The sequence below is a fragment of the Synechococcus sp. MIT S9509 genome, assembly GCF_047303035.1.
Taxonomy (GTDB): Bacteria; Cyanobacteriota; Cyanobacteriia; order PCC-6307; family Cyanobiaceae; genus Synechococcus_C.
This window is the reverse complement of record NZ_CP138940.1, coordinates 601,384-626,510: the sequence shown is the minus strand read 5'-3', so window position 1 is coordinate 626,510 and position 25,127 is coordinate 601,384. Positions and strand designations below refer to the sequence as shown.

32 protein-coding genes and 1 pseudogene are annotated in these 25,127 nt (G+C 52.1%); 23 read left to right on the top strand and 10 right to left on the bottom strand.

All coding sequences use genetic code 11. The features are described from left to right. Positions 1-13: 13 nt before the first annotated feature. The 3 genes from SIB73_RS03525 to SIB73_RS03515 all read left to right on the top strand — a co-directional run bounded on the left by SIB73_RS03525 (position 14) and on the right by SIB73_RS03515 (position 2,740). A complete protein-coding gene (locus tag SIB73_RS03525; protein WP_413439711.1) occupies positions 14-778 on the top strand; it encodes a hypothetical protein in 765 nt (254 codons plus the stop codon). A gap of 576 nt (positions 779-1,354) precedes the next feature. Beyond that, a complete protein-coding gene (locus SIB73_RS03520) occupies positions 1,355-1,573 on the top strand; it encodes a hypothetical protein (protein WP_413439710.1) in 219 nt (72 codons plus the stop codon). A gap of 876 nt (positions 1,574-2,449) precedes the next feature. Next, positions 2,450-2,740 (top strand): 2Fe-2S iron-sulfur cluster-binding protein, encoded by a 291-nt coding sequence (locus SIB73_RS03515; RefSeq protein WP_413402897.1) that lies wholly within the window; start codon positions 2,450-2,452, stop codon positions 2,738-2,740. Between the two features lie 967 nt (positions 2,741-3,707). Here the strand turns inward: SIB73_RS03515 and SIB73_RS03510 are convergent. The 3 genes from SIB73_RS03510 to SIB73_RS03500 form a co-directional block, all read right to left on the bottom strand. Then, positions 3,708-4,403: a hypothetical protein gene (locus SIB73_RS03510; protein ID WP_413402899.1), complete on the bottom strand. Its 696-nt coding sequence runs from the start codon at positions 4,401-4,403 to the stop codon at positions 3,708-3,710. Between the two features lie 171 nt (positions 4,404-4,574). Beyond that, a complete protein-coding gene (locus tag SIB73_RS03505; RefSeq protein WP_413402901.1) occupies positions 4,575-4,883 on the bottom strand; it encodes a hypothetical protein in 309 nt (102 codons plus the stop codon). Positions 4,884-5,030: 147 nt separating this feature from the next. Then, positions 5,031-5,393 carry an AbrB family transcriptional regulator gene (locus tag SIB73_RS03500; RefSeq protein WP_413402902.1) on the bottom strand — a complete coding sequence of 121 codons (363 nt, stop codon included), beginning with the start codon at positions 5,391-5,393 and terminating at the stop codon, positions 5,031-5,033. A gap of 843 nt (positions 5,394-6,236) precedes the next feature. On the opposite strand from SIB73_RS03500, the gene SIB73_RS03495 reads away from it, so the two are divergent. The 13 genes and pseudogenes from SIB73_RS03495 to SIB73_RS03435 all read left to right on the top strand — a co-directional run bounded on the left by SIB73_RS03495 (position 6,237) and on the right by SIB73_RS03435 (position 15,143). Continuing rightward, positions 6,237-6,620, top strand: a complete 384-nt coding sequence (locus tag SIB73_RS03495) for a hypothetical protein (protein ID WP_413402904.1) — start codon at positions 6,237-6,239, stop codon at positions 6,618-6,620. Positions 6,621-6,783: 163 nt separating this feature from the next. Continuing rightward, positions 6,784-6,942: a hypothetical protein gene (locus SIB73_RS03490; RefSeq protein WP_413402906.1), complete on the top strand. Its 159-nt coding sequence runs from the start codon at positions 6,784-6,786 to the stop codon at positions 6,940-6,942. Between the two features lie 283 nt (positions 6,943-7,225). Then, a pseudogene (locus SIB73_RS03485) lies at positions 7,226-7,312 on the top strand (hypothetical protein); the annotation flags it as partial. Between the two features lie 33 nt (positions 7,313-7,345). Further along, positions 7,346-7,942 (top strand): YadA-like family protein, encoded by a 597-nt coding sequence (locus tag SIB73_RS03480; protein ID WP_413402908.1) that lies wholly within the window; start codon positions 7,346-7,348, stop codon positions 7,940-7,942. Continuing rightward, entirely contained in the window at positions 7,930-8,217 is a 288-nt protein-coding gene (locus SIB73_RS03475) for a hypothetical protein (RefSeq protein ID WP_413402910.1), read from the top strand. The genes SIB73_RS03480 and SIB73_RS03475 overlap by 13 nt, the downstream gene beginning before the upstream one ends. Before the next feature lie 1,520 nt (positions 8,218-9,737). Beyond that, the gene (locus SIB73_RS03470; protein ID WP_413439709.1) at positions 9,738-10,052 is read left to right on the top strand and encodes a hypothetical protein; all 315 of its coding nucleotides are present in this window, start codon (positions 9,738-9,740) and stop codon (positions 10,050-10,052) included. Between the two features lie 159 nt (positions 10,053-10,211). Continuing rightward, positions 10,212-10,364, top strand: coding sequence for a hypothetical protein (locus SIB73_RS03465; RefSeq protein ID WP_413402913.1), 153 nt, complete (start codon positions 10,212-10,214; stop codon positions 10,362-10,364). Between the two features lie 24 nt (positions 10,365-10,388). Continuing rightward, positions 10,389-11,060 (top strand): hypothetical protein, encoded by a 672-nt coding sequence (locus SIB73_RS03460; RefSeq protein WP_413402915.1) that lies wholly within the window; start codon positions 10,389-10,391, stop codon positions 11,058-11,060. Further along, entirely contained in the window at positions 11,047-11,442 is a 396-nt protein-coding gene (locus SIB73_RS03455) for a hypothetical protein (protein WP_413439708.1), read from the top strand. The genes SIB73_RS03460 and SIB73_RS03455 overlap by 14 nt, the downstream gene beginning before the upstream one ends. Positions 11,443-11,861: 419 nt before the next feature. Further along, the gene (locus SIB73_RS03450) at positions 11,862-12,671 is read left to right on the top strand and encodes an ABC transporter ATP-binding protein (RefSeq protein WP_413402920.1); all 810 of its coding nucleotides are present in this window, start codon (positions 11,862-11,864) and stop codon (positions 12,669-12,671) included. Continuing rightward, entirely contained in the window at positions 12,643-13,407 is a 765-nt protein-coding gene (locus tag SIB73_RS03445) for a ZIP family metal transporter (protein WP_413402921.1), read from the top strand. The genes SIB73_RS03450 and SIB73_RS03445 overlap by 29 nt, the downstream gene beginning before the upstream one ends. A gap of 237 nt (positions 13,408-13,644) precedes the next feature. Then, on the top strand, positions 13,645-14,754 hold the full coding sequence (locus SIB73_RS03440; RefSeq protein ID WP_413402923.1) for a porin: 1,110 nt from the start codon (positions 13,645-13,647) through the stop codon (positions 14,752-14,754). A 191-nt stretch (positions 14,755-14,945) separates the two neighbouring features. Next, positions 14,946-15,143, top strand: a complete 198-nt coding sequence (locus tag SIB73_RS03435) for a hypothetical protein (protein ID WP_413402926.1) — start codon at positions 14,946-14,948, stop codon at positions 15,141-15,143. Here SIB73_RS03435 and SIB73_RS03430 read toward each other — a convergent pair. Further along, entirely contained in the window at positions 15,131-15,343 is a 213-nt protein-coding gene (locus SIB73_RS03430) for a DUF6737 family protein (protein WP_413402928.1), read from the bottom strand. The genes SIB73_RS03435 and SIB73_RS03430 overlap by 13 nt on opposite strands. Positions 15,344-15,398: 55 nt before the next feature. Here SIB73_RS03430 and SIB73_RS03425 point away from each other — a divergent pair, with 55 nt between their 5' ends. Both SIB73_RS03425 and SIB73_RS03420 read left to right on the top strand, forming a co-directional pair. Beyond that, entirely contained in the window at positions 15,399-15,593 is a 195-nt protein-coding gene (locus SIB73_RS03425; RefSeq protein WP_413402930.1) for a hypothetical protein, read from the top strand. A 215-nt stretch (positions 15,594-15,808) separates the two neighbouring features. After that, positions 15,809-16,018: a hypothetical protein gene (locus tag SIB73_RS03420; RefSeq protein WP_413402932.1), complete on the top strand. Its 210-nt coding sequence runs from the start codon at positions 15,809-15,811 to the stop codon at positions 16,016-16,018. A gap of 66 nt (positions 16,019-16,084) precedes the next feature. On the opposite strand, the gene SIB73_RS03415 is transcribed toward SIB73_RS03420, so the two are convergent. Further along, complete coding sequence (locus SIB73_RS03415) at positions 16,085-16,714, bottom strand: PCC domain-containing protein (protein ID WP_413402933.1); 630 nt, start codon at positions 16,712-16,714, stop codon at positions 16,085-16,087. 87 nt (positions 16,715-16,801) lie between these two features. On the opposite strand from SIB73_RS03415, the gene SIB73_RS03410 reads away from it, so the two are divergent. Continuing rightward, a complete protein-coding gene (locus tag SIB73_RS03410) occupies positions 16,802-17,038 on the top strand; it encodes a ribbon-helix-helix domain-containing protein (protein ID WP_413402934.1) in 237 nt (78 codons plus the stop codon). A 26-nt stretch (positions 17,039-17,064) separates the two neighbouring features. Here SIB73_RS03410 and SIB73_RS03405 read toward each other — a convergent pair whose 3' ends face one another. After that, positions 17,065-18,141 carry a transporter substrate-binding domain-containing protein gene (locus SIB73_RS03405; RefSeq protein ID WP_413402935.1) on the bottom strand — a complete coding sequence of 359 codons (1,077 nt, stop codon included), beginning with the start codon at positions 18,139-18,141 and terminating at the stop codon, positions 17,065-17,067. 236 nt (positions 18,142-18,377) lie between these two features. Between SIB73_RS03405 and pdeM the strand changes: the two genes are divergently transcribed. Both pdeM and SIB73_RS03395 read left to right on the top strand, forming a co-directional pair. Continuing rightward, the gene (pdeM, locus tag SIB73_RS03400; RefSeq protein ID WP_413402936.1) at positions 18,378-19,130 is read left to right on the top strand and encodes a ligase-associated DNA damage response endonuclease PdeM; all 753 of its coding nucleotides are present in this window, start codon (positions 18,378-18,380) and stop codon (positions 19,128-19,130) included. After that, positions 19,124-20,626: a hypothetical protein gene (locus tag SIB73_RS03395; protein WP_413406449.1), complete on the top strand. Its 1,503-nt coding sequence runs from the start codon at positions 19,124-19,126 to the stop codon at positions 20,624-20,626. The genes pdeM and SIB73_RS03395 overlap by 7 nt, the downstream gene beginning before the upstream one ends. 419 nt (positions 20,627-21,045) lie before the next feature. Here the strand turns inward: SIB73_RS03395 and SIB73_RS03390 are convergent, their stop codons facing one another. Further along, positions 21,046-21,324: a hypothetical protein gene (locus SIB73_RS03390; protein ID WP_413439707.1), complete on the bottom strand. Its 279-nt coding sequence runs from the start codon at positions 21,322-21,324 to the stop codon at positions 21,046-21,048. Between the two features lie 38 nt (positions 21,325-21,362). Further along, entirely contained in the window at positions 21,363-21,836 is a 474-nt protein-coding gene (locus SIB73_RS03385; RefSeq protein WP_413402938.1) for a L,D-transpeptidase, read from the bottom strand. A gap of 132 nt (positions 21,837-21,968) precedes the next feature. Here SIB73_RS03385 and SIB73_RS03380 point away from each other — a divergent pair, with 132 nt between their 5' ends. Then, a complete protein-coding gene (locus SIB73_RS03380; protein ID WP_413402939.1) occupies positions 21,969-23,117 on the top strand; it encodes a hypothetical protein in 1,149 nt (382 codons plus the stop codon). On the opposite strand, the gene SIB73_RS03375 is transcribed toward SIB73_RS03380, so the two are convergent. Beyond that, on the bottom strand, positions 23,114-23,584 hold the full coding sequence (locus tag SIB73_RS03375) for a CBS domain-containing protein (RefSeq protein ID WP_413402940.1): 471 nt from the start codon (positions 23,582-23,584) through the stop codon (positions 23,114-23,116). The two genes, SIB73_RS03380 and SIB73_RS03375, sit on opposite strands and share 4 nt — an antisense overlap. A 31-nt stretch (positions 23,585-23,615) precedes the next feature. Between SIB73_RS03375 and pgsA the strand changes: the two genes are divergently transcribed. Next, complete coding sequence (gene pgsA / locus SIB73_RS03370) at positions 23,616-24,161, top strand: CDP-diacylglycerol--glycerol-3-phosphate 3-phosphatidyltransferase (RefSeq protein ID WP_413402941.1); 546 nt, start codon at positions 23,616-23,618, stop codon at positions 24,159-24,161. Here the strand turns inward: pgsA and SIB73_RS03365 are convergent. Continuing rightward, on the bottom strand, positions 24,130-25,050 hold the full coding sequence (locus tag SIB73_RS03365) for an NAD-dependent epimerase/dehydratase family protein (protein WP_413406451.1): 921 nt from the start codon (positions 25,048-25,050) through the stop codon (positions 24,130-24,132). The two genes, pgsA and SIB73_RS03365, sit on opposite strands and share 32 nt — an antisense overlap. Positions 25,051-25,127: the final 77 nt, after the last annotated feature.

The following is a 25,127-nucleotide window of genomic DNA, read 5'->3' as shown; positions in this document are numbered from 1 at the left end:
CTTCTCTGATCACTTGCAGCGAAAAGAATTAATCGAACTGCTGGTTCTGGCTGAGGTGATGGTGAACCCTATCCCTCCCCAACTGGAACGCTCTTTGGAGAACTGGGCTGAAAAACTTCAAATAGAGGATCGATCGCTGGTCTTAGCCAGGGACGTTGCCAACACTGCTCGGGCACAGGCCCAGAGCGACTTTTATCGCCTGTTCTGGATGGGTGAGGAAGACCGCCAACAGGAAAATTTTGAGGATCTGCTCAGCAAACACGGCCCAGACGCCTGGACCTTCACTGTGGAAGAGGACCCAGAACTTGCCATGCAGTGGCGAGGTCTGGCAAGTCTTCCAGAGGGGACCCTTGGTGCGGCTGTCTGGAACCACTATCAAAGCCATGGATTCACCACACCAGGAGAGATCGGTGGTGCAAATGCTGCACTCGCGCATCATGACTGGCTGCATGTGATTGGTGGATACGAGGTTGACCTGATCGGAGAAGTGGAGAATGCTGCCTTTGGAGCTGCCAGTAGCAGCATGCCAGGTTCCACACTCTGGTTTCTTGGTGTCATGGCGATGTATGAAGGGGGGCTTTTTGACAGTGTCGTTACCGGCGCCAATCCCCATCAGATTTCAATGGCTGGAAATCCTGAACGCGTCGTTCACGCAATGAATCGCGGCAGACAATGCAAACAGGATTTACTAGCCATTGACTACTTCAGCATTGCAGATCAACCACTTGAATCGCTTCAGAAGGAATGGGGATTAATTCCTGAATTACAGCCACAATAAGTGGCTAAAGGCAGTTGATTTGATCGGTTACGAAATATCCAGTCACAGTGCTGTGCAAAGCAAATAATGATCCAGCGGGTTCGTTCGCCTAACGCATTTATGAACCAATCCAAGCAGCGGCAGATTGTTTCTTCAGGTCTTGAAGACCTGGCTCCAACAGGAACTCACCAAACGGCCAGAACTCAATGCTGAACCATGCACCATTGCTTCCGGCGTTGCATTCTGCTTTGGCTGGTAGGAGGACTCAGGAACTCAGCTCGTGAGCAGTGCAATAAGTGACAAACCCATCGGCCCAAAATACGTAGCTGTGCGGGAGCCCCTGTCAGTGGTGTAGCTGACAGCAACGTCCAACTTGCTCTTCGTACAGCTGATACAGGTTGACAGATTAACTGTGATGCGCTGACTGGTATCAATCAAGGCTGTTGTTAGTTCAGACAATACAGCGACGAGCAGTGCACAGAATCAGAGAACAGCTATACATGGACAGGTCGGCTCTCATGGCTGAGACGCCCGACACTCCACAACTACTGAACATCAGGCCGAAATCCTGATCTTTTTCCTTAAAACCAACTGATTATGGATACGGTTCATTCATACCTGCTGACGTGGTGGGACGGAAAGGAGAAGCGGGAATACGAAATGTATTGCTCTGAAAGAGACGATGACAGAATCACCCGGAAATTCAGAGACGACACTCCACCAGACGAAATGATCGAGGACTTAACCGTGGAATACCAGGGCGAAGGCCCTGGAAATCTGGACCTCAGAAATGCACTTCGGTACAGGGTTTTCTGACTGAAATCGCAGCTGACACAGTCATGGAAAAAGCGCTTTAGTCAACGTCCAGACATCAGGCGGAACACATCATTGACGCGACTGGAAACAACATCCCTGCTCTGATCTCATATCGCCCTCAATATTGATAAGGAACTGCTGAAGCGACTTCGGCAAAACACCAGAATCAGTGTTCTACACACAGTCGATCCTTCCTCCGCCCATGTGTGATCCAACGTCACCCCTTTGGGGGATGTGAGAGAAGCAGTGCCCCACTAAAACAGCAATACATCAATGACAGATCGTGCTTCTTACACTCGCCACTGTGGGGCTTCTCACCACTACGCTACTTCGGATTTATTTTGAAGAACCTGATACACATGACAGCGAGTAGCTGAGCAACGACACCATAAGCGCATCGCAAAGTCTCAGATGCTTAATTACTCGGCAGAACAATGCCAAAATCCTTTTAAAGAGTCAGCAATGTTCTCATCACCCCTAAACAATACAATGCTGATCTGTCAGTGGCATTGACATGACCTACAGCACGTCTACAAGTTCAAACATTTCATCTGCAGAACAGCAATGCAGTAACACCTCATCCTTCTACTCCTACAAGGGACTTCTGACTTGTATTTGACGAGGTATCGCCGACTATCACAATGAAGTTGAACGATTTTTGATGCAATGACAAGCCTAGTAATTCAGGGACAACAATATTTTCAACCATGAAGCTGAAGCAGCACTGATCTAGCTTCGTCAATGACAATACATTTCCCCTAAAGGCCGATGCTGGCAGGCATGGGATGTAATCACTGATTCAAGCGAAAAGCTGTTAAGATACAGAAAATTTTGCAGAAGATCACTGACATTCATAAAGTCTTAGGATAAACAAATATGAATTACACAGTTACTCTTGAGACACCGAACGGAACTCATACAATCGAGTGTCCTGATGATGAATACATTCTCGACGCAGCAGAGCAAGCTGGCATCGATGTGCCTTTCTCCTGTAAAGCAGGAGCATGCAGCACCTGTGCCGCCAGGGTCGTATCAGGAACAGTGGACCAATCAGATCAAAGCTTCCTTGATGACGACCAACTGGGGGCTGGCTTTGTCCTCATGTGCGTTGCCTACCCAACATCTGATTGCGTAATCTCATCTCACCAAGAAGAGTATCTATATTAATCAATGGACCCCGAATTGTATTGTTGCACTATCAACAATACCAGAGATAAAGGGCTTACAATAAACATCTAGACCAATTATTTGACAGCCTGATTCAGTAAGTCTTTGAAGAGAGAGCTTATGATTAAGCTAGCGCTTTTCATAGACATCGCAGAGTGACTTTGCATTGCTGGCCAAACAGCGAGGATTAATCTTGAACTAAAACTCAAAGACCTGCTTCATGCTCTGATTTTTAGAGTGACACAATGTTCGGCATGCATGGTGCCGGTTTGATGCGTATACAAATTTGCTGACTCACGACTGAATGGTTCCTGCCTCACAAAATCAGCAGTCAATCAACTAATACTCAAATCAACAGATCTTGCAGCCTAAAGCTGACAAGGAAATCATTAATGAACAGTTACTATTAGATTGAGCAGTTGAATATACATTCCGTGTTGAATTATGCATTCAAAACACAACTTAAAAGCTCTCGATTTGACAGTACTGCCTCATAGAGGAATACTCTCGATTGCGCCTGTTTCACCAACTCAAAAGAAGTGGCAATCAATCGTGTCGCCAGTTGTGTCTGCCAACTTCACAGACTCCGCATCCTGCAGATCTTCTATTGCTCTCTCATAAGCTTGCCTTGCGTCCTCTAATTCGTCGTACGACTCGTAGTCATAGTCAATACCACCATCCCTATAGGAAATGAGATATCTCATTGCATTTGAATTTTCTCTTACTTTACCAAGCCTTGAATAAATGACTGGACATCCACATGCATTTAACGGTGGTAGTTAATTCAGCTGCTATGTAAGCACCAGCCTGTAGCGAGACGTCCTCGATGATGACGGCAAGCCAAAGACCGATCACAACGGTGACCCACAGGTAGCTACTCGAGTTTCATACAAGGCTGTAGCTGACTTCAATGACTCGAAGTCTTGAGCATATAAAAAGCATGTAGAGATGATTTGTATTTTAGTTTTTATCGAGAATGGGATCGACCTAGAATCAAAGCGATCAAGATTGCTATGTACAGCTGACCACTTACTGTGATGATCGTGACGATTACCTGTGATGTCGTATCACCTGAATTGACAACACCTGATCCAACTGTTGTCAAAATATTGAAAGCTGCTGCCATTAGTACAGGTGAAAACAGACTGACACTGTTCGAAATGTTTTCCAGTCCATTATGTGCATGAGCGTTAGTTAAAACACTGAAATCAAAAGCTGCAGGGTGCATCTCCATTGTTGCCGTCATTAATACACCACCAGCCACGCCAATCAATAGATAACCCTCCACAGCTGCCATTACGACTGCAACGGTTACGAATGGCTCGCGTATAAGTGATTTTATAAGTCTCAAAATACTCAACAAATAAAACAGGATCCAAACGAATACGTGTGAAAGCGTCAGCCAATGGCCAAGAGTTGGTAGAACTTCCAAACTTAAACGCCAAATCACTTCAAGGCTGATAGCCAAAATCCCAAGACCGAAAAAGAATGAATTCAATCTTTTAATTTGTGTATATCGACTAACGAGGCCAAGCAACACCCCGGCCAGAGCTATGTTCAGAAAAGATTGAAAACTTGGGAAACGTTCGGCTACAGGTAGCAGTATCAGAAAGATAACTTGCGCAATCAGAAGTGCGATGTACCCACGATGGCGCAAGCGCAATCGCCTGATAAATTCGTGACTATAACGGACCATATTATTGAATACAACCAATAGCTGTCACTTATTGTTAGCGAGGACTCTGGAATTTGTCTTCTGGACTTACCGATCGGACATATCAGTCAAAAGCCCTACCCCCGATAGAGGCAAAGCGAAGATTTAGCGAGAACAAAGCTAACGCACTCCTCCTTCTCTCCACCAACAGGAATCAGGCGGACGGCTTTCAGAAGGATGCAGTGGTTCATTTCTATTCTTCTTCAGATACTTGCGGCACGCCTGTACAGACGCATAGCGCTTACTGAACTGGGGAAGAAAATATTTGAACCTTCCTTTGCTGTCTTCCCCCTGCGTGATGATGATGGTGTTTCCATTAGGGGTCTCTAAGTCGCAGCTAATAAAGTCGCGAATCCCTACCTCTTCATTGGTGTAGGTGCTCCACTTCCACTGAGGCTCAGCGCCGTTGATGAATTCCTTGAGTTCCATTGGCAATTGCGACTCTCATTTTATACATATGAAAGTCACTGGCATCTCTTAGAGGTCTCTGAGAAGTCATGGGATTGATGTCCAAGAAAAGAGGCAGAGCCGCTGGTCAGCTCTGCCTGCTATGGACTTACTGATTAGTGAAGAGACTCACTCCTCCTCTTCACCACCAACAGGGATCAGGCGGACGGCTTTTTTACCCAGCTTAATCTCGAATTCGTCCCCAGGTTGCAAGTTAAGCATTGCTGTGTAGGCCTTGCCCACCAGTAGATTACCGTTGCCCTGGACCTTGGCTGTGTAGCTGAGCTTACGTCCGCCTTTGCCCATACCAGCGGACCCACCACCAAGTTCAATGCCTTTTGCATTCAGTAAGGCTTCGTAAAACGCGGTGAAGTTGACCCGATCACTGCCGTCCTTTTTCTTAGAGACGTAACCGCAGGCTGTCGCAAGATCGGTCTTGGAAACATCACCGAGGTCTTTGACCTTGGCCAGTAATTCGGTTCCAGTAAGCATGTTTCTACACGGATGACTTCTCTATTAATCACTTACTAGGTTGAGATCGTCAACTCTTTAAAACCTGACGGATAATCGTCCTCCTCTGATGCCTATGCCTCCAATGGGGTGTTGCAAGCGAGATATTGCCGCTTAACAGAAGCTGTTTCTTTTGGTCGTCATTCGTAGCTCACATGGCGACATCCACCAAACAAGACACGGCTTACTCACTACCTGCCTTCAACATCAACGGCGCCTCACCTCGATCAGTAAAGAACGAGTACCACGAAGCACTCAAGCAATGCGTAGTGATGAACGACTACTCGTTGCTGCCTCCCGTCATAGTCGTGACTTCCAGATGCTGTCTGTTGCTGTATATGAGGGAGCACGTGACCAGAGAATGCAAATTCCCAAGCATCTTTATGAGGTGCATGCCTATGTCGAGGCTTGGTCCTGGCACGCCATCAACGCTCAGTAAATCCAATACCCACGCCGCTTAACAGCGGCTTTTTTCTTGCGTGCTCTCATTCCTATGAACAACCTTGTCTATGGACTGGATGGATTCGAAGAAAGCATCAGCGCCTTACGTGCTCAGGACATGACAACCCTGTTCGTGACTTCTCCTACTGCGGAGAGCGATGGACGTTGGATGTGCCTCATCACCTCAGGGGGAGGGAAGGCTCTTGACCCAACAACATCGTTAACGTCTGAATCACCGACCACTCCATCGGAACCATCACGTACAACGACTCGATGCTTGGAGTACAAAACAAACTGACCTTGCAGTTCGTCACCAAATCAGGCGAGCACTGGAAGATCAGAAACGGACTGACGTCCTGGGCTTCTTGATTAGTACTACTGGGCATGCTTCAGCTCACGTCCGAGCAGCTGGTTGAACCACTGTCAATTGCTGTTACTAACAAAGGCCTTGCATGTTTCTTGAACGTGCATATCCCTGACAGTTCTGGTGGTTGGCAGCGTGTGAATATTCGCCGAAAAGATCTGCACAAACTTGACCATGAATCGGCACTTGATGCCATCACCAAGACCAACCAGACAGCACAACCTGTTGAGGTTGTCGCTGTCTGTGAGCCTTTGTCAAAAACCTTTGTTAAGGACAAACAGGAAGGTCGTTGCCTGATGAAGCAACCAAGCTTGACGAACTCATCCAAGAGATTCCACGCAAGCCAAAGCGCCAGCAACGCTGCTCTGCCAAGCCAAAGTCCGAAGCACCTGCTGGATCCATAACTTTTTGCCCCGGCCAACTCGGGAGATTAGTTCTATTTTTCCATAAGTATTAACACTCAACAATGCAGCTTGCCTGCCGATAAAACCAGTGACTGAGTGGCATCTCGTAAAGCCTCCACGAAGCCTTTACATTCGTTAATATTGAACAATCGCATCCTGTCCCATGCCTGAAGCAACCGACAAGTTCACCCCTGACTCAACCAAAGTCTTCAGCGAAAAGCTCAATGGACGTTCAGCAATGCTCGGACTTGCCATTGGCTTGGCAACTGAAGCTCTGACCGGAAGAGGAATTATCGACCAAGTTTTTGGCATTTTTGGCTGATAAACTAATTTGCCATAGCTTTCATCCGCAATAACTACTAAGACCTTTTCGCTTTCGCTCAGGTCTTTTTTTATGCCTAACCAGCATTTGTTGGCATCTATTGATGGAGAGTCTTATTGTGAATGATGCTATTGATTTTTCTACTGAGTATCAACAACACAATGCGCGCCAATCTAAATCTCGAAAAGCATCTACTGCGTCTATAAAGCTTTCTGCAATCTCTAGGACGCTGATCAAAATGAAAAAATTACTTAGTGCTTAAGGCTTTAACACCGATCTTGTCGCTGTCGGCACCAAAGCAACAGCACTGGGGACTAACAGCACGGCTCAGGGTGCGTATGCCTATGCCGATGGGACTAATGCGGTTGCGATTGGTACCTCTCGTGCCATTGGAACCGAGGTTGTGGCAATCGGTGCTCAAGCCACGGCCACCTATGACCGTTCCTCTGCCGTTGGAGCTGGAGCAGCTACCACCCGTAAAGACCAGATTGTTCTGGGAACGTCCAAAACAGAAGTGACCGCACCGAATCTGGCTGGTGATGGCACCGAAATCATCGCTGCCAATGAAGATGGAACCCCTGAGCGCACTTCAATGTCCTTTAAGCAGCTCGACAAAGCTGTTAATAGGAAGCTTCCCAAGCTGGAGTCTGCTGCCAGAGGTCTTGGTCAGGCCGTGCAGGCCAGTGGTGCCATCGCCTCCGCGATGTCGGCGATTCCGGAAGTGACCCTTCAGGAAGATGAACCGGCTCGCTGCGGAGTGGGCACGGGTGCTTATGGCTCTCAGTACGCCATCTCCGCAGGTTGTGCCGTGAGAGTGGGCGATCGTTTGCACCTCAACGGTGCACTGTCGTACACCCCATCGGTGGATTACGAATATGGCTCCACCGCCTCCATCGCCGGCCGGTTGGGTTTCTCCTTCCCCCTTGGCAAGAAGAACACAACAGCAGACAAGAACAACACAACGAATGCGAGCAGCGATGAAATCTCATGGCTGCTTTAAGGAGTGACCTCAACAGTCGTGACCAGCAGATCGAGGAGCTCAAAGCCAAACTTGAAGCACTGCTGAAACAGCAGCCAAATCAAAACAATGCTGAATCAGCACCGGGAGCTGAGGCAACCGCAGAATTGGTAGCTCTGCTGCGTAAGCAAATCAAACATCTTGAAGAGCAGACTTCGTCTCAAGAGGGGGAGATTTCCAAACTTCGCGATGAAAACAGGTCACTTCGCACCAACTTAAATGCTGTTATGAAGAAACTAGGACTCAAATTTCAGTGAATCACACATAACTCATTAGCCTTGCCTAGCAATGAGTGTTGCTACATAGAAATTGAAACACCCAAGAATGACAACAAGACACTGAACGTTGCAGCTCCCGAACCCAAACGCAAATCAGTTGAGCAGATAACAACGATAGACACCCAGAAAGGAGCAAGAATATTATGAATGTCTAAAAAATTGCAGCTGATCTTTTCTCTAAAGCTGTCAGTTAATTGCTGGCATTGAAAACTTTCACTCCAGAACCGACAGCATCTCTAAAATCAAACAATCAGTTTTGCACTTATAACAGAAACAAAAACAGCACAATCCACGCAGTACCGATCATAAAAAGCTTGTCTGATCCCCTGTCAATGTCGAAGAGCTCATGTGGTTCCGGAATCATTGTGTGTCCTCAGGGATCGAAAATATAGTTCATTTCGACAGACTCCAGGTTACGGATGTCCCTCGACGAGGCGACAGCCTCCATGATCTGCAGTAACCCATCATTCCCTAAGCATGCCCGGGCCGGAGCTTGGGGTCATCAGACAACTCATGAACAGGAGACACTGGATTAGCCGTCAGAGGAAAAACAGTTCAAACCCACCCCGCAGATCCAGAAGGGTCGGTTCAATGAAACAAAGCTGAAGCATCAGGCACCGGCTGAACAAACAAAGCATGGTGCGCTGCGCTCAGAACGCAGAAGATCTTCAACAACTCGCGCCAAACACCCATGAAGGTCATAGCGTCTGACGTCTTTGAGCGAGTTGGCCAGATTATCGAGCAAGCATAATTGATCTTCCTCGTGAATTAGTGAGGTGATACCACATATTTTGAGGCTCCAATCTGAATGAAACTCAAAAAACCTCGCTGAAAATCAACGATTCACTCCTTACCTTAAAAACCATATCAGCGAATTGAAGTACTCATGGATCCAGCAAGATCAACCTTAACGCCAACAGCCACTCAAACATTTCAATATACGCTTGGAATCCAGTCACGACAAACAAGCCAAGAAACTCTTCGGCCATCACTAATGCTTTCCATCGCTTTAACAGACACACTTATTTCACAGTCTTCCGATCAAGATTATTCTAACTTTAAAATAATTATGCCCTTGACGTGGCCGCAAAAAGATCGATGGCACATGTCAACGATCTGACCATTTAGACAAATCGCAACTGCAACAAGCCTGTGCTGATATTTTCCTTGGATGACCAACTAAAAAAATTTCTTTGATCATTATAATCTTTCAGCCAGATACGTTCGAATAAACAAGATCAACACTGTTAGATAGTATAAAAAAAGCGAAAGCTCTATCAACTTAAATAGCGCTTGACTCAGCGAGTCGTTGAGTGACAAGACAATCAAATACCCTATCTCACAGTTCACAAACCAATGGAATATGAAATTTATCAGGCGTTCCGTTGAACTAGGAAATATGTGTGATTAAGCAAATAAAAACAGGATTTTAATCGATGTCTTGCGTGTCTCTCCCTCTACAAGCACAGGCGAGCAATACTGAGGCACTAATCCTGGCTTTGCAGCGTGCCGCATCTGTACTTGCCTCTAAAAGCTGGTCTGTGAGGAAATTTGCGAATGCGTTCCATGCTCCCGTCGTACCCGGTGAGCCGTCGGTGTCATTGGACAGCCAAGTCCTGGACTCGCTGATGCCCTATGTCGAGCAGTTCACACCCTTTGGCGAAGGATTGACAGGGTATGAATCAAATGATCTGGGTCAAGATCAGTTTCGATTTGAATTTGAAGACCTGGGATCTGGCCAACTGATTGCACATCTCTACAACACATTCAGCCGGCCAGGTGAGACAACTCTATCGGAAACCTTTTTGGTGTAATTAGTTGCAGAACCAGGAGAGAAAAGTTCCGGAGAAAGCGATGATTTTGACTTTCAAAATATAGACAACTTTTAACTCGCTTTCATCGGAATTGATGATCAAGATGGATCAATCTCTCGAGCCATTGGATCATTTAATTTAGATTCTGAAATTATTTCTTTGGTTGAAAACAGCAAAGAGGAATTCAACAGAGTTGCTGCTTCTGCATCGATTTTAACATCGGATCCCTTCAAGCAAGATCAACTGCAGGCAGCTGAAGTGGCGAATCTGGCACAGAACAGTGCTGCTGAATTTTTAGCCAGTCAAAATTGAACATTTCAGAATTTTGCCAACCTGTTGCACGACGCTGATTTACCAGCAGAGCCAATCAAGGAATTCAGCAAAGGATCTACAGATCCCTTAATTCCTTACTTGGAAAGCTACGACCATCCGGGAGACAAGTTCACAAGCTATGAACTTAATCAGGATGGGCTTGACCAGCTTGGTTTCGAATTTGAAAATCTTGGTTCTGGGCAGTTGCTGGGACGTCTTTTCAATCAACTGCAGCCAGGCCAATCAACCCTGGCCGAAACATATTTGATTTCCGTTATTGCAGAGCCTGCGGAGAAAACGACTGATGGTGGTGATTTATCGGTCTGCGACTTTAAAAATTTTGAGTTGGCATATATTGCCTATGAAGATTTTGATGGCTCAAAGAATGGTGGTCTCGGTTCTTTGAATTTAGACTCGGGGATGCTTTCTTTGGTCGAAAACAGCAAATCATTGGCATCAGGTGTCAGCGCTACAAAGAACATGATCTTGACCTCAGGTGCGGGGGAACAGGACGAGGAGCAGGCTCAGATTCTGGGATTGGCACTTGAAGAAGCTGCAAATTATCTGGCTGATTCAACCTGGTCTTTCCAGCAGTTTTTTCAAAATTTTCCAAGATGCGGAGTTACCAGACGAGCCGGAAACATCCTTGGAAAACCTCAGTGCAGATGCCTTGATGCCCTGTGTGGAAAAGTTTGACGTTCTTCCTGACGCATTAATTAGTTTCGATCTTAATAGAGTTGGCCTTGATCAACTACGCTTTGAATTTGACAACAAGGGGTCTGGTCAGCTCATCGCTCGTCTTTACAGTGAGTTAGAGCCAGGCGATTCAAATCTTGCTGAAACTTATTTAGTATCATTGATTGCCGAGTCTGAAGAAAGAGATGGTGATAGATCAGTTGACGAATTCAACAATTTTGAGCTTTCGTTAATTGGAATAGAAGATAAAGACGGATCCCAGAGCATTGGCATGGGTTCATTGAATTTGGATTCGGGCCTCTTGCCTTTAGTCGAAAGTTCCAAAGGCTTTCAAACAGGTCTTACCTCATCCGCTGAGATGATTCTGGCTGCTAGCAGCTGACTCAATGAAGACCATTGGGGCTTCTCCCTAAAACGGCGAACACATCTGGATTTGCTGCTGGCACAATCCTTGCTTCTATAAAAAACCAGCAGCAAATGCATTGTGTGCTTGTCCTGGAAACAGTTTGCTGATCAATACTCAAATTAACAGTAGAAACATATAGAGCATATAAAAAGCTGAATCCGCAAACCGAATAACAAGTGATCAAGAAGGCATTGAGCTATTTTATTTACTGATAAAAAGTAGATCAACAAGGGTACTCAGCAAATTGCGAATCACTGAACGAAGCGGCTCAAACAACGAATGATCGACCCATTGGTCAATACAGTTGGAAAGCCATTGCTGTTGATCAACTCAATGTGCGCTGAAGCTCAGTGGCCGTCTAGGTCTTGCTTTGGTCATCGACACGCAATCAAGCGATGGGTCTAGATCAGAACAGAAACTCCGGTTCAGCCTGGCTGGATTGTCAGGCCATCGAAGCCTGGATCGATGGTCATCGCGTCGTGAAGGATCTTTCACTACGTCTTCTCAAAGGTGAGTCGACTGCCGTCCTCGGTCCCAACGGTGCAGGCAAGACCACACTCGTGAAGTTGATCAGCCGCACTCTTTACCCAGTGGTGAAGCCGGGGTCGTACTGGCGCCTGTTTGGATCGGAGACAGTGAACCTCTGGGCACTTCGCCAACGTCTCGGGGTCGTGAGCACCGAGCTGGAACAACGCATCCCGGCTTCGCTTACAGGGCGGGAGCTGTTGCTGGCAGCGTTCTTCGGCGCCATCAGGCTTGGCAGGGACAGAACGCCTTCGGAGCAACAGCGATCACGCTCAGAAGACGTTCTCCGTTCCATGGATCTTGATGGTCTGGCTGACGAGAAATACGGCCAGCTGTCCGAGGGCCAGCGCCGACGTCTGCTGATTGCCAGAGCTCTGGTGCATGCACCGGAGGTGCTTGTGCTTGATGAACCCACCAATGCGTTGGACCTGCGCGCAAGGCACACGTTGCTGAGAGCCCTGCGAAATCTGTGCCAGCAAGGCACAACCCTTGTGCTGGTGACACACCAAGTTGATGTCATCATCCCGGAGATCAAGAGAGTCGTCGGACTGCAGAACTGCCTGATCAGCCTGGATGGCTCAGCTGAATCAACACTGACAGGGCCAAAGCTTTCAGAACTGTTCGACACACCGCTGACCGTGGTGCAGTCTGGTGGCTTCAGGCAGGTCTTGCCAGGATGAAGCGGATGGATGTTGTACACCCGAGCGTGAAGTGCTTCTGATCCTCCCGGCCATCAGCATGGTGTTGGGCGGTCTGCTGGGCAGCCGGTTCAGACCTGGCAAACGCTTTCGAGCAGTTGTTGCCCATCTCGTGGGTGGTCTGGTTCTTGGCATTGCAGCAGCCGACCTGATGCCGGCTGCCAGCGACAGCGGCCACCCATTGGCTCTCGCCATTGGTTTCTGTCTCGGCTTCTCCCTGCTGCTGGTGATCAATGCGGTTCTGGAAGATCCCGACGACAACTCTGAACAGAGCCGGCCTCGTCCGATGCTGCTGCTGATGTTGCCCTTTCTCATTGACAGCCTGATCGACGGGCTTGTGGTGGGCATCAGCAGCAAAGCCGCAGAACAGCAGTGGGTGATTCCTGTGGCCGTTGCCCTTGAGATGGGATTGGCAACCCTCGGACTCGGAACGTTGCTTGGACGTGGAGCGGGTCGCTGGCGAAGCAGGGTGTCAGGTGCACTGATGGCCGTCACCTATGTGATCGGTCTGAGCGTCAGTCTTGTGATCACCAACGGGTTGCAGGGACCTGCACTGACCGGCACACTCGCCTTCGGCACTGCAGCTCTGATCTACCTGGTTGTTGAGGAGGTGATGAAGGAAGCTCATGCAAGAGGGGAAGACGATTCAGGAGTTGTCAATGTGGCCTTTTTCATCGGTCTTCTCTGCATCTGGCTTCTCGACAGCGTCACCGCCTGAATTGAGAACCGCCTCCATTCACAGCGCCTGATAGGCACGGCAATGGCTGCAGTGCTGTGTTCGACTCAGACCTTCTCGGTTTCCCCCCAAACGCAACATCTCGAGCCGGCGTCGACAACAGTTTCCCCCAAGTTGCGAGAACTGTTTCGAAAAGCGGATTGCGCATCAACACAACCTCTGCAGGATCGCTATCAGGCTGCAGATGTTCTCCACCAATGCCTGGAGAACACGGTCACGATGACCGATCCGCTCTGGCGACTGCTGAGCGAGATTCAATCTGAACTGAGCGCGCTCAACCTCCAGATCGAGCGCGTCGAGCAACGCACCACTGAGCTGGAGAACCTCGGTTTTTCGCCGACCACGAAGCTGCGGGGAGTCAGCTCGTTCATTCTCGGCGGCAACCTCTTTTCCGGAAGCGATGCGGATCTCCTGAGCTCTATCCGCAGCAGCTACGGAGCGCTGCAATCCGGGTATGACCAGAAATTGACTCTGCGTACAAGCTTCACCGGCAAAGACCTGCTCAACATCAGGTTGCGGGGAGGCAATCTCGACACAAGCGCAGACAGCTTCGGAGGGGGCGGACCAAGCAAACTCTCCGAGCTTGAAGTGGCCTTCCAGCAAAGCCGCTCTCCCGACCTTATCGGCGTGAACCGGGCCTGGTACCAGTTTCCTCTCGGCAAGAACTGGACCATCACGCTGGGCAGCCGCGTGAACCAGACCGTGATGCTCGGGATGCGACCAAGCCTTTATCCAGAGGACACCGTTCTGGATCTGTTCACTCAGGCCGGTGCTTCAGGTGCTTACAGCAGCAATCTTGGAGCTGGTGGCGGCGTGATCTGGGAACAAGGGTCCTTCAGTGCGAGTGCGAATTACATCGCCGGCAGAGGCAATGAAGGCTCAGGTGGTTCCGGGCTGATTGGTGAGGAGTTCGGCAGCAGCAGCACTTTGCAGCTCGGCTATGCCAGGCAGAACTGGGGAGTGGTGGCGGCAGTGGTGGCCATCGAGAATGGTTTCGGGATCATTGATTACGCCAGTCCCTTCACCCTGCGCAGCTTCGAGCAACCTGGGATCACCACAAGCACCGCGCTCAGCGGTTACTGGCAACCCTCTGAAGCGGGCTGGCTTCCCTCGGTGAGCCTTGGCTGGGGATGGAACAGCACGCGCTACCGCAAAGAAGTCGATCGCCAGGGACTCGTCGCCATTTCCCAGTCATGGACTGTGGCAATTCAGTGGAGTGACCTGTTCAACACGGGAACAGCCATGGGAGCAGCCGTCGGTCAGCCGATCTTCGCAACAGCTCTGGTTAGCGGAACAAGCCCCGATGATGCTGGCTACGTGATGGAGTAGTGGACGATGCTGCCGGTGACGGACGCAATCACTGTCACACCTGCAGTGTTCTTTCTGAGCAGACCACTTGGGGCTAACACCCCGGAAGACCAGCGGCTGAGCCAGTTCGGAGCTCTTGTAAAAACCACATTGCGCTTTTAGTTGATCGGGGAGGCGCTGTCATAACCTCGCCTCGCCCGCAGGCTGAAGCCTTGAACAGCAACGCCAGAATCGACGCCCTTCAGTTGATGCTGACCGATCTGCGCATGCGCAACGAACCGATTCGGCACAAGGCGGCCTTCCGTGGCTGCCAGCCGGAGTTTCAGGCTCTTGTCACCAAACTAATTGAGCAGCTGGAAACTGAGTTGATGGAAGAGAAACAGCGGTTCAGAACTGCTCAACGCGGCTGATTTCTGTAGGCGGCAGGCGCGATCACAAGAAACAAGACCCACCAGGCCAGAACGAGCAGAGTTACAGGGATGGTGACCCAGAAGCGATGCAGCACCAGCCAACTGCCTGAGATGGCGAGAACTCCGGTGAGAATGATTGTCCAGGGCTGACACCACCAGGGTTTTTCAGCCCAGAGATCGGGTTGAGACGTCTCAGACACCGCGGGTTCCCAAGCACTCCTCGGTCAAGGAGTCGTACACCAATGGTTCATAGCAGTGACTTCACTGCTGATCCTCGGATCTCCATCAAAATCCGGATCCTCAAGCCAAGCGGTCGAAGTCGCAGAGACAGCAGAGGATCAGCGCGCAACTGATGCAGAACAGTTTTCAATCAATCATCCACAAAATGAACAGTTATGGAACTTTGGAGAGAAGATGATTCATCAGATGCGCAGACATAACCGCTGCTGAAGCAACATAAAAGCCGGGAGATCGATAGCGAACTTCCTCTGAATTGTTTTCTGCAGCGGGTTTCATTCGTTTCAATCCTGCAAGAACTATCGGCTCAAAGCTGGATCACAGGGAAATCGAAATGAACTGGTTCAACACTTTGTTGCAAGCCTGTTCATCGCCGTGAAGCTGGCTAGTTTTCACCTCACCTGAATGCCCCACCCCACCTTCACACCTTGAGCATCACAAAATGGCTGGAAGCGCGGGCTCAGCTCGCTGAACTGATCGAAGCCCTTGAGGAAGAGGCCCTGGCTTGCGACCTCGACAGCGATCAACTCTGGCCTCCTGGCCGCCGCGAACTGGCCCCCTTGGACCACATCAATGGGCTGCGGCATGAAGTGGAACAGTTGTGCATTGAACTCCCGGAATTGCCCGGTTCTCACTGATTTTGGACCGCGATGACACCTCAGGAAACTGGCCTGTTTCGATCAGGAGGGTTGGGAAATATCGCTTTACAGCTGTTGAGCCAACGCCCTGAACGATGGTTGCAGGGAGATCTCAGCGAGTTCGTCATATCCCCCCAGAACTTCTCCATCAATGAAAATCTGGGGAAATGTGTTCATACCGCTGCGTTGCCGGAAAGCCTCGAAACGATCGTCGCTTTCGATGGTCTCCAGGCGATGAGGAATCGCCAGCCTCTCCAGCAGCTGCCTGGCCCTGAGACTCCATGGACAACCGGGGAGCACTGCCAGCTCCACTCGCGCACTGGACTGACTGGGATCATGAACAGGGTTCTGGCTGTCCTGAGCAGGAGGCAGACCGCTCAGACCGAGAAGCAGCTGTGCTCCCTTGAGCACTACCGTTCCCGGTTCAAGATGCCCTCCCCAGACCTGACAGGCACCGTCTGAAAGGCTGAGGTGAAGATGAACGCCGGAGGGTGAGAAGGTTCCGTTCAGCGTGATGACCTCAAGTTCACCACTCATCTGGGTGGGCTGACTCTGACCCGGACAACGGAAAGTGGCCTGAGAAAGATTGCCGACCACTCCGAGCACAAATCCACTGAGCTGTTGATTCACAGCCAGCTCAGACAGAGAGAGATGGAGATCCTGACCGGGTTTCAACTCAAGGGGCAGGGTCTCCATCCAGTCAGATCTAGAAACCGGGCCAGATTACGCCACGCCACAGAGCTGCCCGGCGGTACGTTTTTGTTACGTCAGCAACACGCAATCGTGTCATTTCTCAAGGGTCTGCTGGAAGAACTGCAGGAGCAGCTCCAGAGCGAAACAACCTCCATCACAGTGGCCCAGGTCGCCGAAGCCGCGGACTCAGAGCGGCTCAATGTCACGCTGGCCGTTGGTGTCATGGGCCGCCTCAAGCAACATGCACTTGCAGAGGGACGCAGCTGCAGCAGCCTTGCCAACTTTCTGATTGAAGACGGTTTACGCCGGCATGGAACTCTCAGATGAATCTCCTGATGCGCGAAAGCTGGCCATCACTGCAACAGACGATCAGTGATCGACTTGACCTCTCCGCTTCGCTGCATTTGCAAAAGCACCACATCAATCGGTGTGCGCAAATCACTGCTGACCGGAATCACAAATCCGTAGGTCTGATTCGCCAGTGCGAAAGGCGCCATCTTGAAAGGTGCTTCGGGGTTCTGCTGCAGGTAGTAACGAAGCGGAGCCTCATCGAACAGCACCGCCGCAACCTTTCCCTTGGCCAAAAGATCAATGGCAGCATCAAGGTCTGCAGATTCAATGGCACTTGCGCCATACATCCTTGCCCATTTTTCACTGATGGTCCCGGCCACCACTGAGACAGCCTTACCGCGCAGATCGGAACGATCCTTGATTGCTGTGGGCTGAAGATTCGACAACGACACGGTGAAAGCTGAAGCCAGACCTGCCGTGATCGATGACAGCGCCAGCAGCGACATCAGCATCCAGACTCCTGTGATGGTGCGACCGGTTCTGGTGACGGGAGATCGATCTCCGTAGCCGACCGTTGTCAACGTCACCAGGGCAAACCACATCCCGTTACCGACTCCATGCAGGTACTGGCGAGGAAAGTGCTCGGTGTTGCGACGGCGCTCAGCCAACCAGATGAGATTGCCGACCAAGAACAGCAGAATCATCAAGCCACCCAGTGATGACAATGCCGCCCAGCCGAAGAAGGGTTGAAACCTGACCCAGAGCCCCGGAGCCTTCACCGGTATCATCAATCCTTCACGGCCGTAGAAGTAGGGCTGGGTGAAATCAATTTCGGGATTAGCCAGTCGATCGGGGGTGATGCTGATCGGACCGATGGCGAGATCCAGATCACCTTTTTTCACGGCTGCAATGTTGGCTTCCGTATTGGGCTGGTGGATGAATTCATAGGTCTTGTTGAGACGGCTTGCCACTTCTTCCCAGATCTGGATGCTGATTCCCTGAGCCGGATCACCCTTCGACAAGACGAAAGGTGGTGCGCCACTGACACCAACCCGTAGAACCTCGGCCATCGCAGCCCCTGGGACAGCAACGCTGATCAAACCGGCGAGCAACAGACCAACCCTTGGAACTCTGATCACGCCTTTCACCCGTTGTTTTCAAGACGCTTGACGATCACGCCCATGGCGATCAGTGATCCCAGTAGGGCAAGCAACAAAGCAAGTGTCATCAGAAGTCAATCGACTCAAGCATTCTGAGGTTGCCATCCCAAACACTGAGCGGCCAATACCGGAGCCCAATGAAGGGGAACATCCTTTTGAAACATTTCCGCGATTTCGAAGCAAGATGGTGCATACCTCAGCTGGTCAAACCACCGTTGACTGTCATCAACGTCAAAAACAGCTGCACTCAGGCTGATGGCGAATCAACAGACCATGCTGAGACGGATCCAACGCAATGTCGCTGGCAGTGGCAGGACGAAGAGCTGGTGCTGCTGGCACAGAAAGCCATCTGGAGACCGGCCGGTGAGGAACTTTTTGTTGCGGATCTGCATCTAGGCAAGGCCGAGGTTTTCCAGGCCTGCGGCATCCCGCTCCCAAGTGATAACGACCGGGGAACATTGCTGCGACTGGAGAATCTCTGTAAGCAGTGGCGTCCTCAACGCGTCATCATTCTTGGGGATCTAATCCATGGCCCACTCGGTGTCACCGAGCGCCTGCGGGCTGATCTGAGAAATCTGCACGAGCGATTGGATGCCGAAGTGCTTTTGATCGGTGGCAACCATGACCGCCACCTGCATGCCGCTGCTTTTCCCCAGCATCCTTCCTTCAGGCTTGGAGACCTTTGGCTCAGCCACGAACCGGAACGACCCTGCGACGGGCTTGCAGGACTGAATCTCTGCGGACATATTCACCCCACAACCACCCTGCGCCAGGGCTCGGACCGACTGAGGCTTCCCTGCTTCGCCTACGACACTGTCGAACAGCGAATGTTGATTCCTGCATTCGGAGAGTTGACGGGAGGGCATGACTGCCGTATCCGTGGCCCTAAATGGTTGGTGGCTGAGGGCACCATTGTTCCTTGGCTCGACAACGCACAGGCATTCAGAGGGTCAAGTCTGAAATGGTGACGCGGACCCGTACCGGAACTGCTGCGCCACCACGCAAGAAGCGCGTACGGCGCCGTCGTCCCCGTCAGAAACGTCTGCAAAAACGCTGGCTGATTCTCAGTGCGCCCTTTGGAATCTTTGCGGCCCTTGTCGCACTGGCACCGGCAACTCCTCAACCTGATGCCCTCTCAACACTGAAGGAGCAAGCCAGTGGCGATTCACTTGGTGCCTTCCGCTACCAATCCGATGACGAGGTCTACGCCCTCGATTTCGATCCAAGAAAAGTGCGTTTGGGACTGCTCGAGGGCTGGGACCGCGAACAGGACGCTTTTGAGGATTCAGCGGCTCTGGCTTATGTCTCAGGTCCGATGTACGAGCGTCACATCGACGACGGCGGCCAGGAAATCACCGTTCCACTTGGTGATCTGAAATTCGGTCAGAAAGTCTGGCAGGGCAGGAATCGAACAGCATCACGGCAACGTGCGTTTGTCGGCATCAAGCGTGATGGAACTGTGGATTTCGGCTACGGAGAACTCACTCCCGAACGAGCTGAGATCTACGACATGTTCGTGGGTGGTTTGCACAGTGTCTACAACGATCTGAACCAACCGCCTGACAGCTACAAAGGGGCCTACAGCATCAGCATGGGCCAGCGCATCCGCTACTACCTGCCCAGGATCCGCATGGTCTATGGACTGCGCAGCGATGGCCGGATGGAGATGCTGATGAGCAGAGACGGCCTCACACTGGAGCAGACAAGGGAGCTTGCCCGTCGCCGAGGTTTCGTGGCCGCTTACATGCCAGATCATGCTTCCAAGAGTCGCCTGATCATCCCGGGAGTGAAAGGATTCACAGAGGAAGACGCCAACTGGATCAGCGGTGGCGCGACCAGTTTTGTGCACGTGCCGTACCTGCTGCGGCTGAGTGAACGCCGCTTCCACCTGCAAGGCGGTTTGGTTGGGAACTTCACGGAAACTCTGCGATCAAAGGTGGAATGTCAGAGCCCACTGGACTGTGCTGAAGCCGCCGGTCACCGTCTGATTGACAGAGCCCTTGCAGGACTGAACCGCGTCATGGAGCAAGGGGTGGAGCCCGTTGCCCGACTGATCTGGAAACCGAAACGCCAGCCCCTGAAGCCTGGCTCGTCTCAGGACGAACAGAGGGGCAGTCCTGATCGTTCGCCATTGCCTGAACCGCCGATCACCGCTGATCCCCTCGTGTTGCTTGAACAGCCGCGGCCAGATGGAAATGCTGATGCTGATGGCCCTGAGATGGGGCTTCCTCCCTATGAACGCGATCTTCCCCCCGATCTGCCACCACCTGTTGTTCTGTCACCGGAAGAGGTCCCCGGCGACGAGTCCTCCGCCCGCCCTTCCCAGGACTCCGATCAACCACAGGCAATCAATGAACCCGGTGAGGAGTCACCACCTTTTGAGGATCAGAACTCAGGCACTGACCAGCCAGATCCCCTTGTAGGGGCACCACCACCACCCGAGCTTCCACCACCGGCCTCCTGAGGTCAGCTTCGCTTCAGATCGGATAACAATCAGCTGTTTTGATCAAAACCAACAATTCACTTGAAGCCAGACTGAATTGATGGGGTCCTGAATTAAGAGGAGAAGTTGACTTTTGCTGACATAACAACATAAGGCGATTCCCATCACTGAATCGTTCACAAGCACGATCAAATTCCGCAGATCTCAAGGAACAAATGCAGGATCAAAACATCACCAGCTTTGGCCAATCACTCTCTGACAATGAGCAGCTGTGATGCCTGACTGACAATCCAATGTCGACGCATTTTGCAGTCAGGACGTCGTTTGAATCTGATCAATTTCTCGTTTTCGCAGTCAATCTGAACTTTAAGTCAGCATCGAATAGCTCCAGATGCAGTGCTGAGGTATTTCGCTTGAATTCTCAGGGCTGCCGGTAACGACTAACGCTGGAAGAGGCCGTTGCAATCTCCCGTTGCGGGTGTCTTGAAACAGATGTTTTCCGGAGACCAGTAGCCGACTGCTGGGAAGCGAAGGCCCTGGCGACGCGCCTCAGCATTGACGGCTTCAACGCCTCGTGCCGTCACCAGTACGTGGCCTGGGGCTTCAACCTGATCGAGGAATGTCTGTTCAGGCATCTCCTTCTGTGGGGTGGACAATACAGGACTGGCGAGCAGTGCCAGCGCAGAACAGAACAGGGAACAGGCGTTGCGAACAGACATCATTCAGCGGCGAAAAATCAAAGAACAAAGCAATGGAATCAGTTGTTGGTCACAACCACAGGAGTCCCTACATCCACCTGCTGAAACAACTTGACCACATCCTTGTTGAGCATGCGAATACATCCAAGGCTTACTGCGGAACGCAGTTTCACCCAGTTTGGCCAGGCGGTTCCGTGAATTGCGTATTCACCTGAGCCGACCTGGAAATAAGCCATGTAACGAACGCCCACCGGATTCTTGGGGCCTGGCGCAATCACCTTCCCCCCCTTGTGATACACCGGCGCATCTTCCATCCGGGTGATGGCATAGCTGCCCGCTGGAGTCGGGGATTCAGGAGCGCCGATCGCAACGGGGAAACGCTCGAGCACCTTGCCGTTGTCGAACAAGGTGAGATAACGCTCCTTGAGGCTGATTTCTATCGATTTCTCAGCCCGTGCAGGCATCTGGATCAGACCGAGAGTCAGCGCAGCCAACCCCGCAGATAGGGCCATCCGCCTGAATCGAAAAACCATGCCTCGGGACTCAACATTCCGCGACATTGTGACCCAAGATCGGGTCCGGCTACCGTCTCACCATTCCTGCTCAGACCTGTGACTCACTTCCAGGCGCTCCATTTCGCACTCAGAAAGCGTTCCGCAAGGTGGATGGCAGCTGCCGTTCTCGGTGTTTCCTGCGGGATTGTGCAGAGAGCTGAAGCCGGATTCTCACCGGAACAACTGGAGGCTTTTGAGGTCACGGAGATGAGAGCCACCGTGACCACCGCACTTCCTGCGGAGAAAGTGATCGAGGTGATCGATCCCCATGGTCATAAGGAAATCCTCACTGTGGGGATCGATCTTGAGCCCCTTGCACTGGAGAAAGGCGACGAGGTATCCCTGTCCATTCTCGATGGCCTGGTCGTCGAGCTGGAAGCCAGCACCAACAAAGACCTCAGTTTCAACCGCGAAGACATCATTCTTCCCGAAGACATGGGCAAGTTGAAAGAGGGGATGCGTGTGGCCCTGGCCTCCGGAACCGCCCGGGTGGTCAGCATCGATCGACAGGACAACAGCATCGATCTTCTCGGGCCCCTCGGTGGCATCAACAACCTGGATGTGGTGATCACAGATGAGGCAAACCCCTTTGATCGCATCAAGGTCGGAGACACCGTCGATTTCCGACTGATCCAGCCACTGGCAGTGAATGTGCGCAAGTTGGCGCGCTCCACAACAGGTGAAGCGCTCAAGGGCTACCGGAGCAAGGGGGAACCACTGCTGGTCAGCCCGCTCGCAGCTCAGGAGGTCAACCTGAAAAGCGAGCTGCTTGAGGCCTTCGAGCTCGCGCAGCTCACAGCCACCATCGAACGGCTGGTCCCTGGCCAGAAACTGTTGCGGGTGAAGGGCGCTCGAGGCCACAGCATGCTCATCACCTCAGCGATCGACCCTGCCGAAGCGGGGCTCAAGGTGGGAGATCAGGTGAATATTGAAATGCTGCAGGGTCTGGTGGTGGATCTGCGCAGCTCCCAGCAGAAGCGACTCAATCTGCAGCGTGAAGACCGCAGGTTGGGCCGGGATTTCGGACCGGTGCCTGCTGGTGCTCGCGTGGCCATGGCCAGTGGAACAGCCGAGGTTGTGCGCCTCTCGCGCACCGATCACAAAGTCACGCTGAGAGGCCCCCTAGGCAAAATTCACAAGCTCGACATCCGCCCTGAGCTCGAGGATGAAGTGTTTGCCGGCTTAAGCGTCGGAGACATGGTCGACTTCCGTCTGATCAAACCCATCGCCATCCGAATCAAGCCGGTCGCCAGTCGTTAGCCCTGAGCTGATGCCAGTGCCCTGACGACATCACCGCGGGTGAGAACCCCGACAGGACGACGCTCGGCATCAACAACAATCAGGCGTTGTGTTCCCTTCTCATGCAGCATCGAAGCAGCCTTGGGTAGCGGAAGACTGATGTCGCAGCTGTGGCTGTCGCGGCGCATCAGGTCACCAACACTGTTACCCAGCACCTGATGCACCTGACGATCCCAGTTCAAGGGATTGCGCAGGTAGATGACGCTGTCGAGAAGCATCACGTAGGGACCGACATCCACACCGCTCTCACGAACCATCAGATCCTGTTCAGTCAGTTCGCCGATCAGGACACCCTGGCTGTCAGTCACTGGTAATCCACTCACGTGGTGGTCGTTGAGCAGGCTGACTGCATCCTGAAGCAGGGTCTCCGCCGTCACCGTCAGCACCGGAGCGGACATCACCTCCCCGACCGTCTGCTGGAGCACCATGGGACCTGATCAACTGCACGCATTCTGAGCCTTGATCTCTCCCTGGCGATTGTGGGCCGATCGACTCACACTCCTGCGAGCCCTGCTCGGCGCACCGTTGCTGCTGCTTCTGGCTTCTGGACAGCCTGCCTGGGCATGGATGCTGCTGCTGATCGGAGCCCTGAGCGACTGGGCGGATGGATGGATGGCCCGCAAGGCGGGTGGAGGCAGCAGCTGGGGCGCGAGGCTTGATCCATTGGCCGACAAACTGTTGATCAGCGCTCCGTTGATCTGGCTGGCGGTCGATCAGAGACTGCCGCTTTGGGCCGTCTGGCTGCTGCTGGCCAGGGAGCTGCTGATCTCCGGGTGGAGGTCAGGCAGCCAGGGAGGGGCCCCGGCCTCCTGGCTGGGCAAGTGGAAGACCACATTTCAGTTCCTGAGTCTGTTTCTGATGCTGTGGCCCGCAGGCTGGACATCAGTTCGGATCACCCAGGTCATGCACGCACTGGGCTGGTGGCTGTTCTGGCCAGGTCTGGTCCTGGCCCTCTGGTCAGCCGTTGCCTACCTCAGACCCCGATCAGCACCTGATCGGCACTGAAGTCTGGTGAGGCTGTGGGTGCCAGGGCGTAGTCGCGCTTGTAGCTGTCTTCCATGCAGGCACGCGCATCAAACCTCGGGGTCCAGGCCAGCTCACGTTCAACCCGACTGATATCGGTGAGAAAGTGGCTGAGTCTCAACGGGAAGCCCTTGCGGGCCTTCGGGTCGAGACCACTGGGATCGAAGCTGCGCAGGTCGAGACTGCCAGGCTCCCGACCGCAGGCCAGAGCGGCCGCCTCGATCAGGCCTCGGAAGGTGATTCCTTTCTTGGCGGAACAGTTGTAGATGCGATTGCAGGACGCATCCACCTCAAGGCTGCGCGCCATGGCTTCAGCAAGATCCTCAACATGACCGATCTGGGTGATGGTTGAGCCGTCTCCAGGCAGTGGGACGGGTCGGTCATTGACGATTCGATCGAAGAACCAGCGCTCCACTGGGTTGTAGTTACCAGGGCCGACGATGTAGGTGGGCCTGAAACTGGTGAAGGCAATACCCTCGCGCATCAGCCATTGCTCGGTTTCCGCCTTGCCCGCATGGCGACTGGCGGGATCAAGCGCGCTCTCCTCATCGAGGGGCCATGAGGGGCTGCCCGCGTAGACACCCGCTGAACTCACATAGAGAAAACGATGGGTGGGTGCACCGGTGCGCTCCACAACCCTCTGACTGTCGATAAGGGTGCGACCGGAACTGTCGACGATCACATCAAAGCCGCGGCCCTTGAGCTGATCAAGCGCCTCGTCATCACCACGATCCCCGTTCACGGCCTCAACACCTTCTGGAACGGGCTGACGACCGCGGGTGAACAGCGTGAGGCTGTGACCCTGCTGAAGCAGACGGCTTACCAGGGGCTTGCCAACGAAGCGGGTTCCCCCCATCAACAGGATTTGCACAACCACCCAGGCAGACCAAGGGGTATTGAAGCGTGCTCAACCCATCCATGCAGGATGGGAGTCACTCCATCGCAACG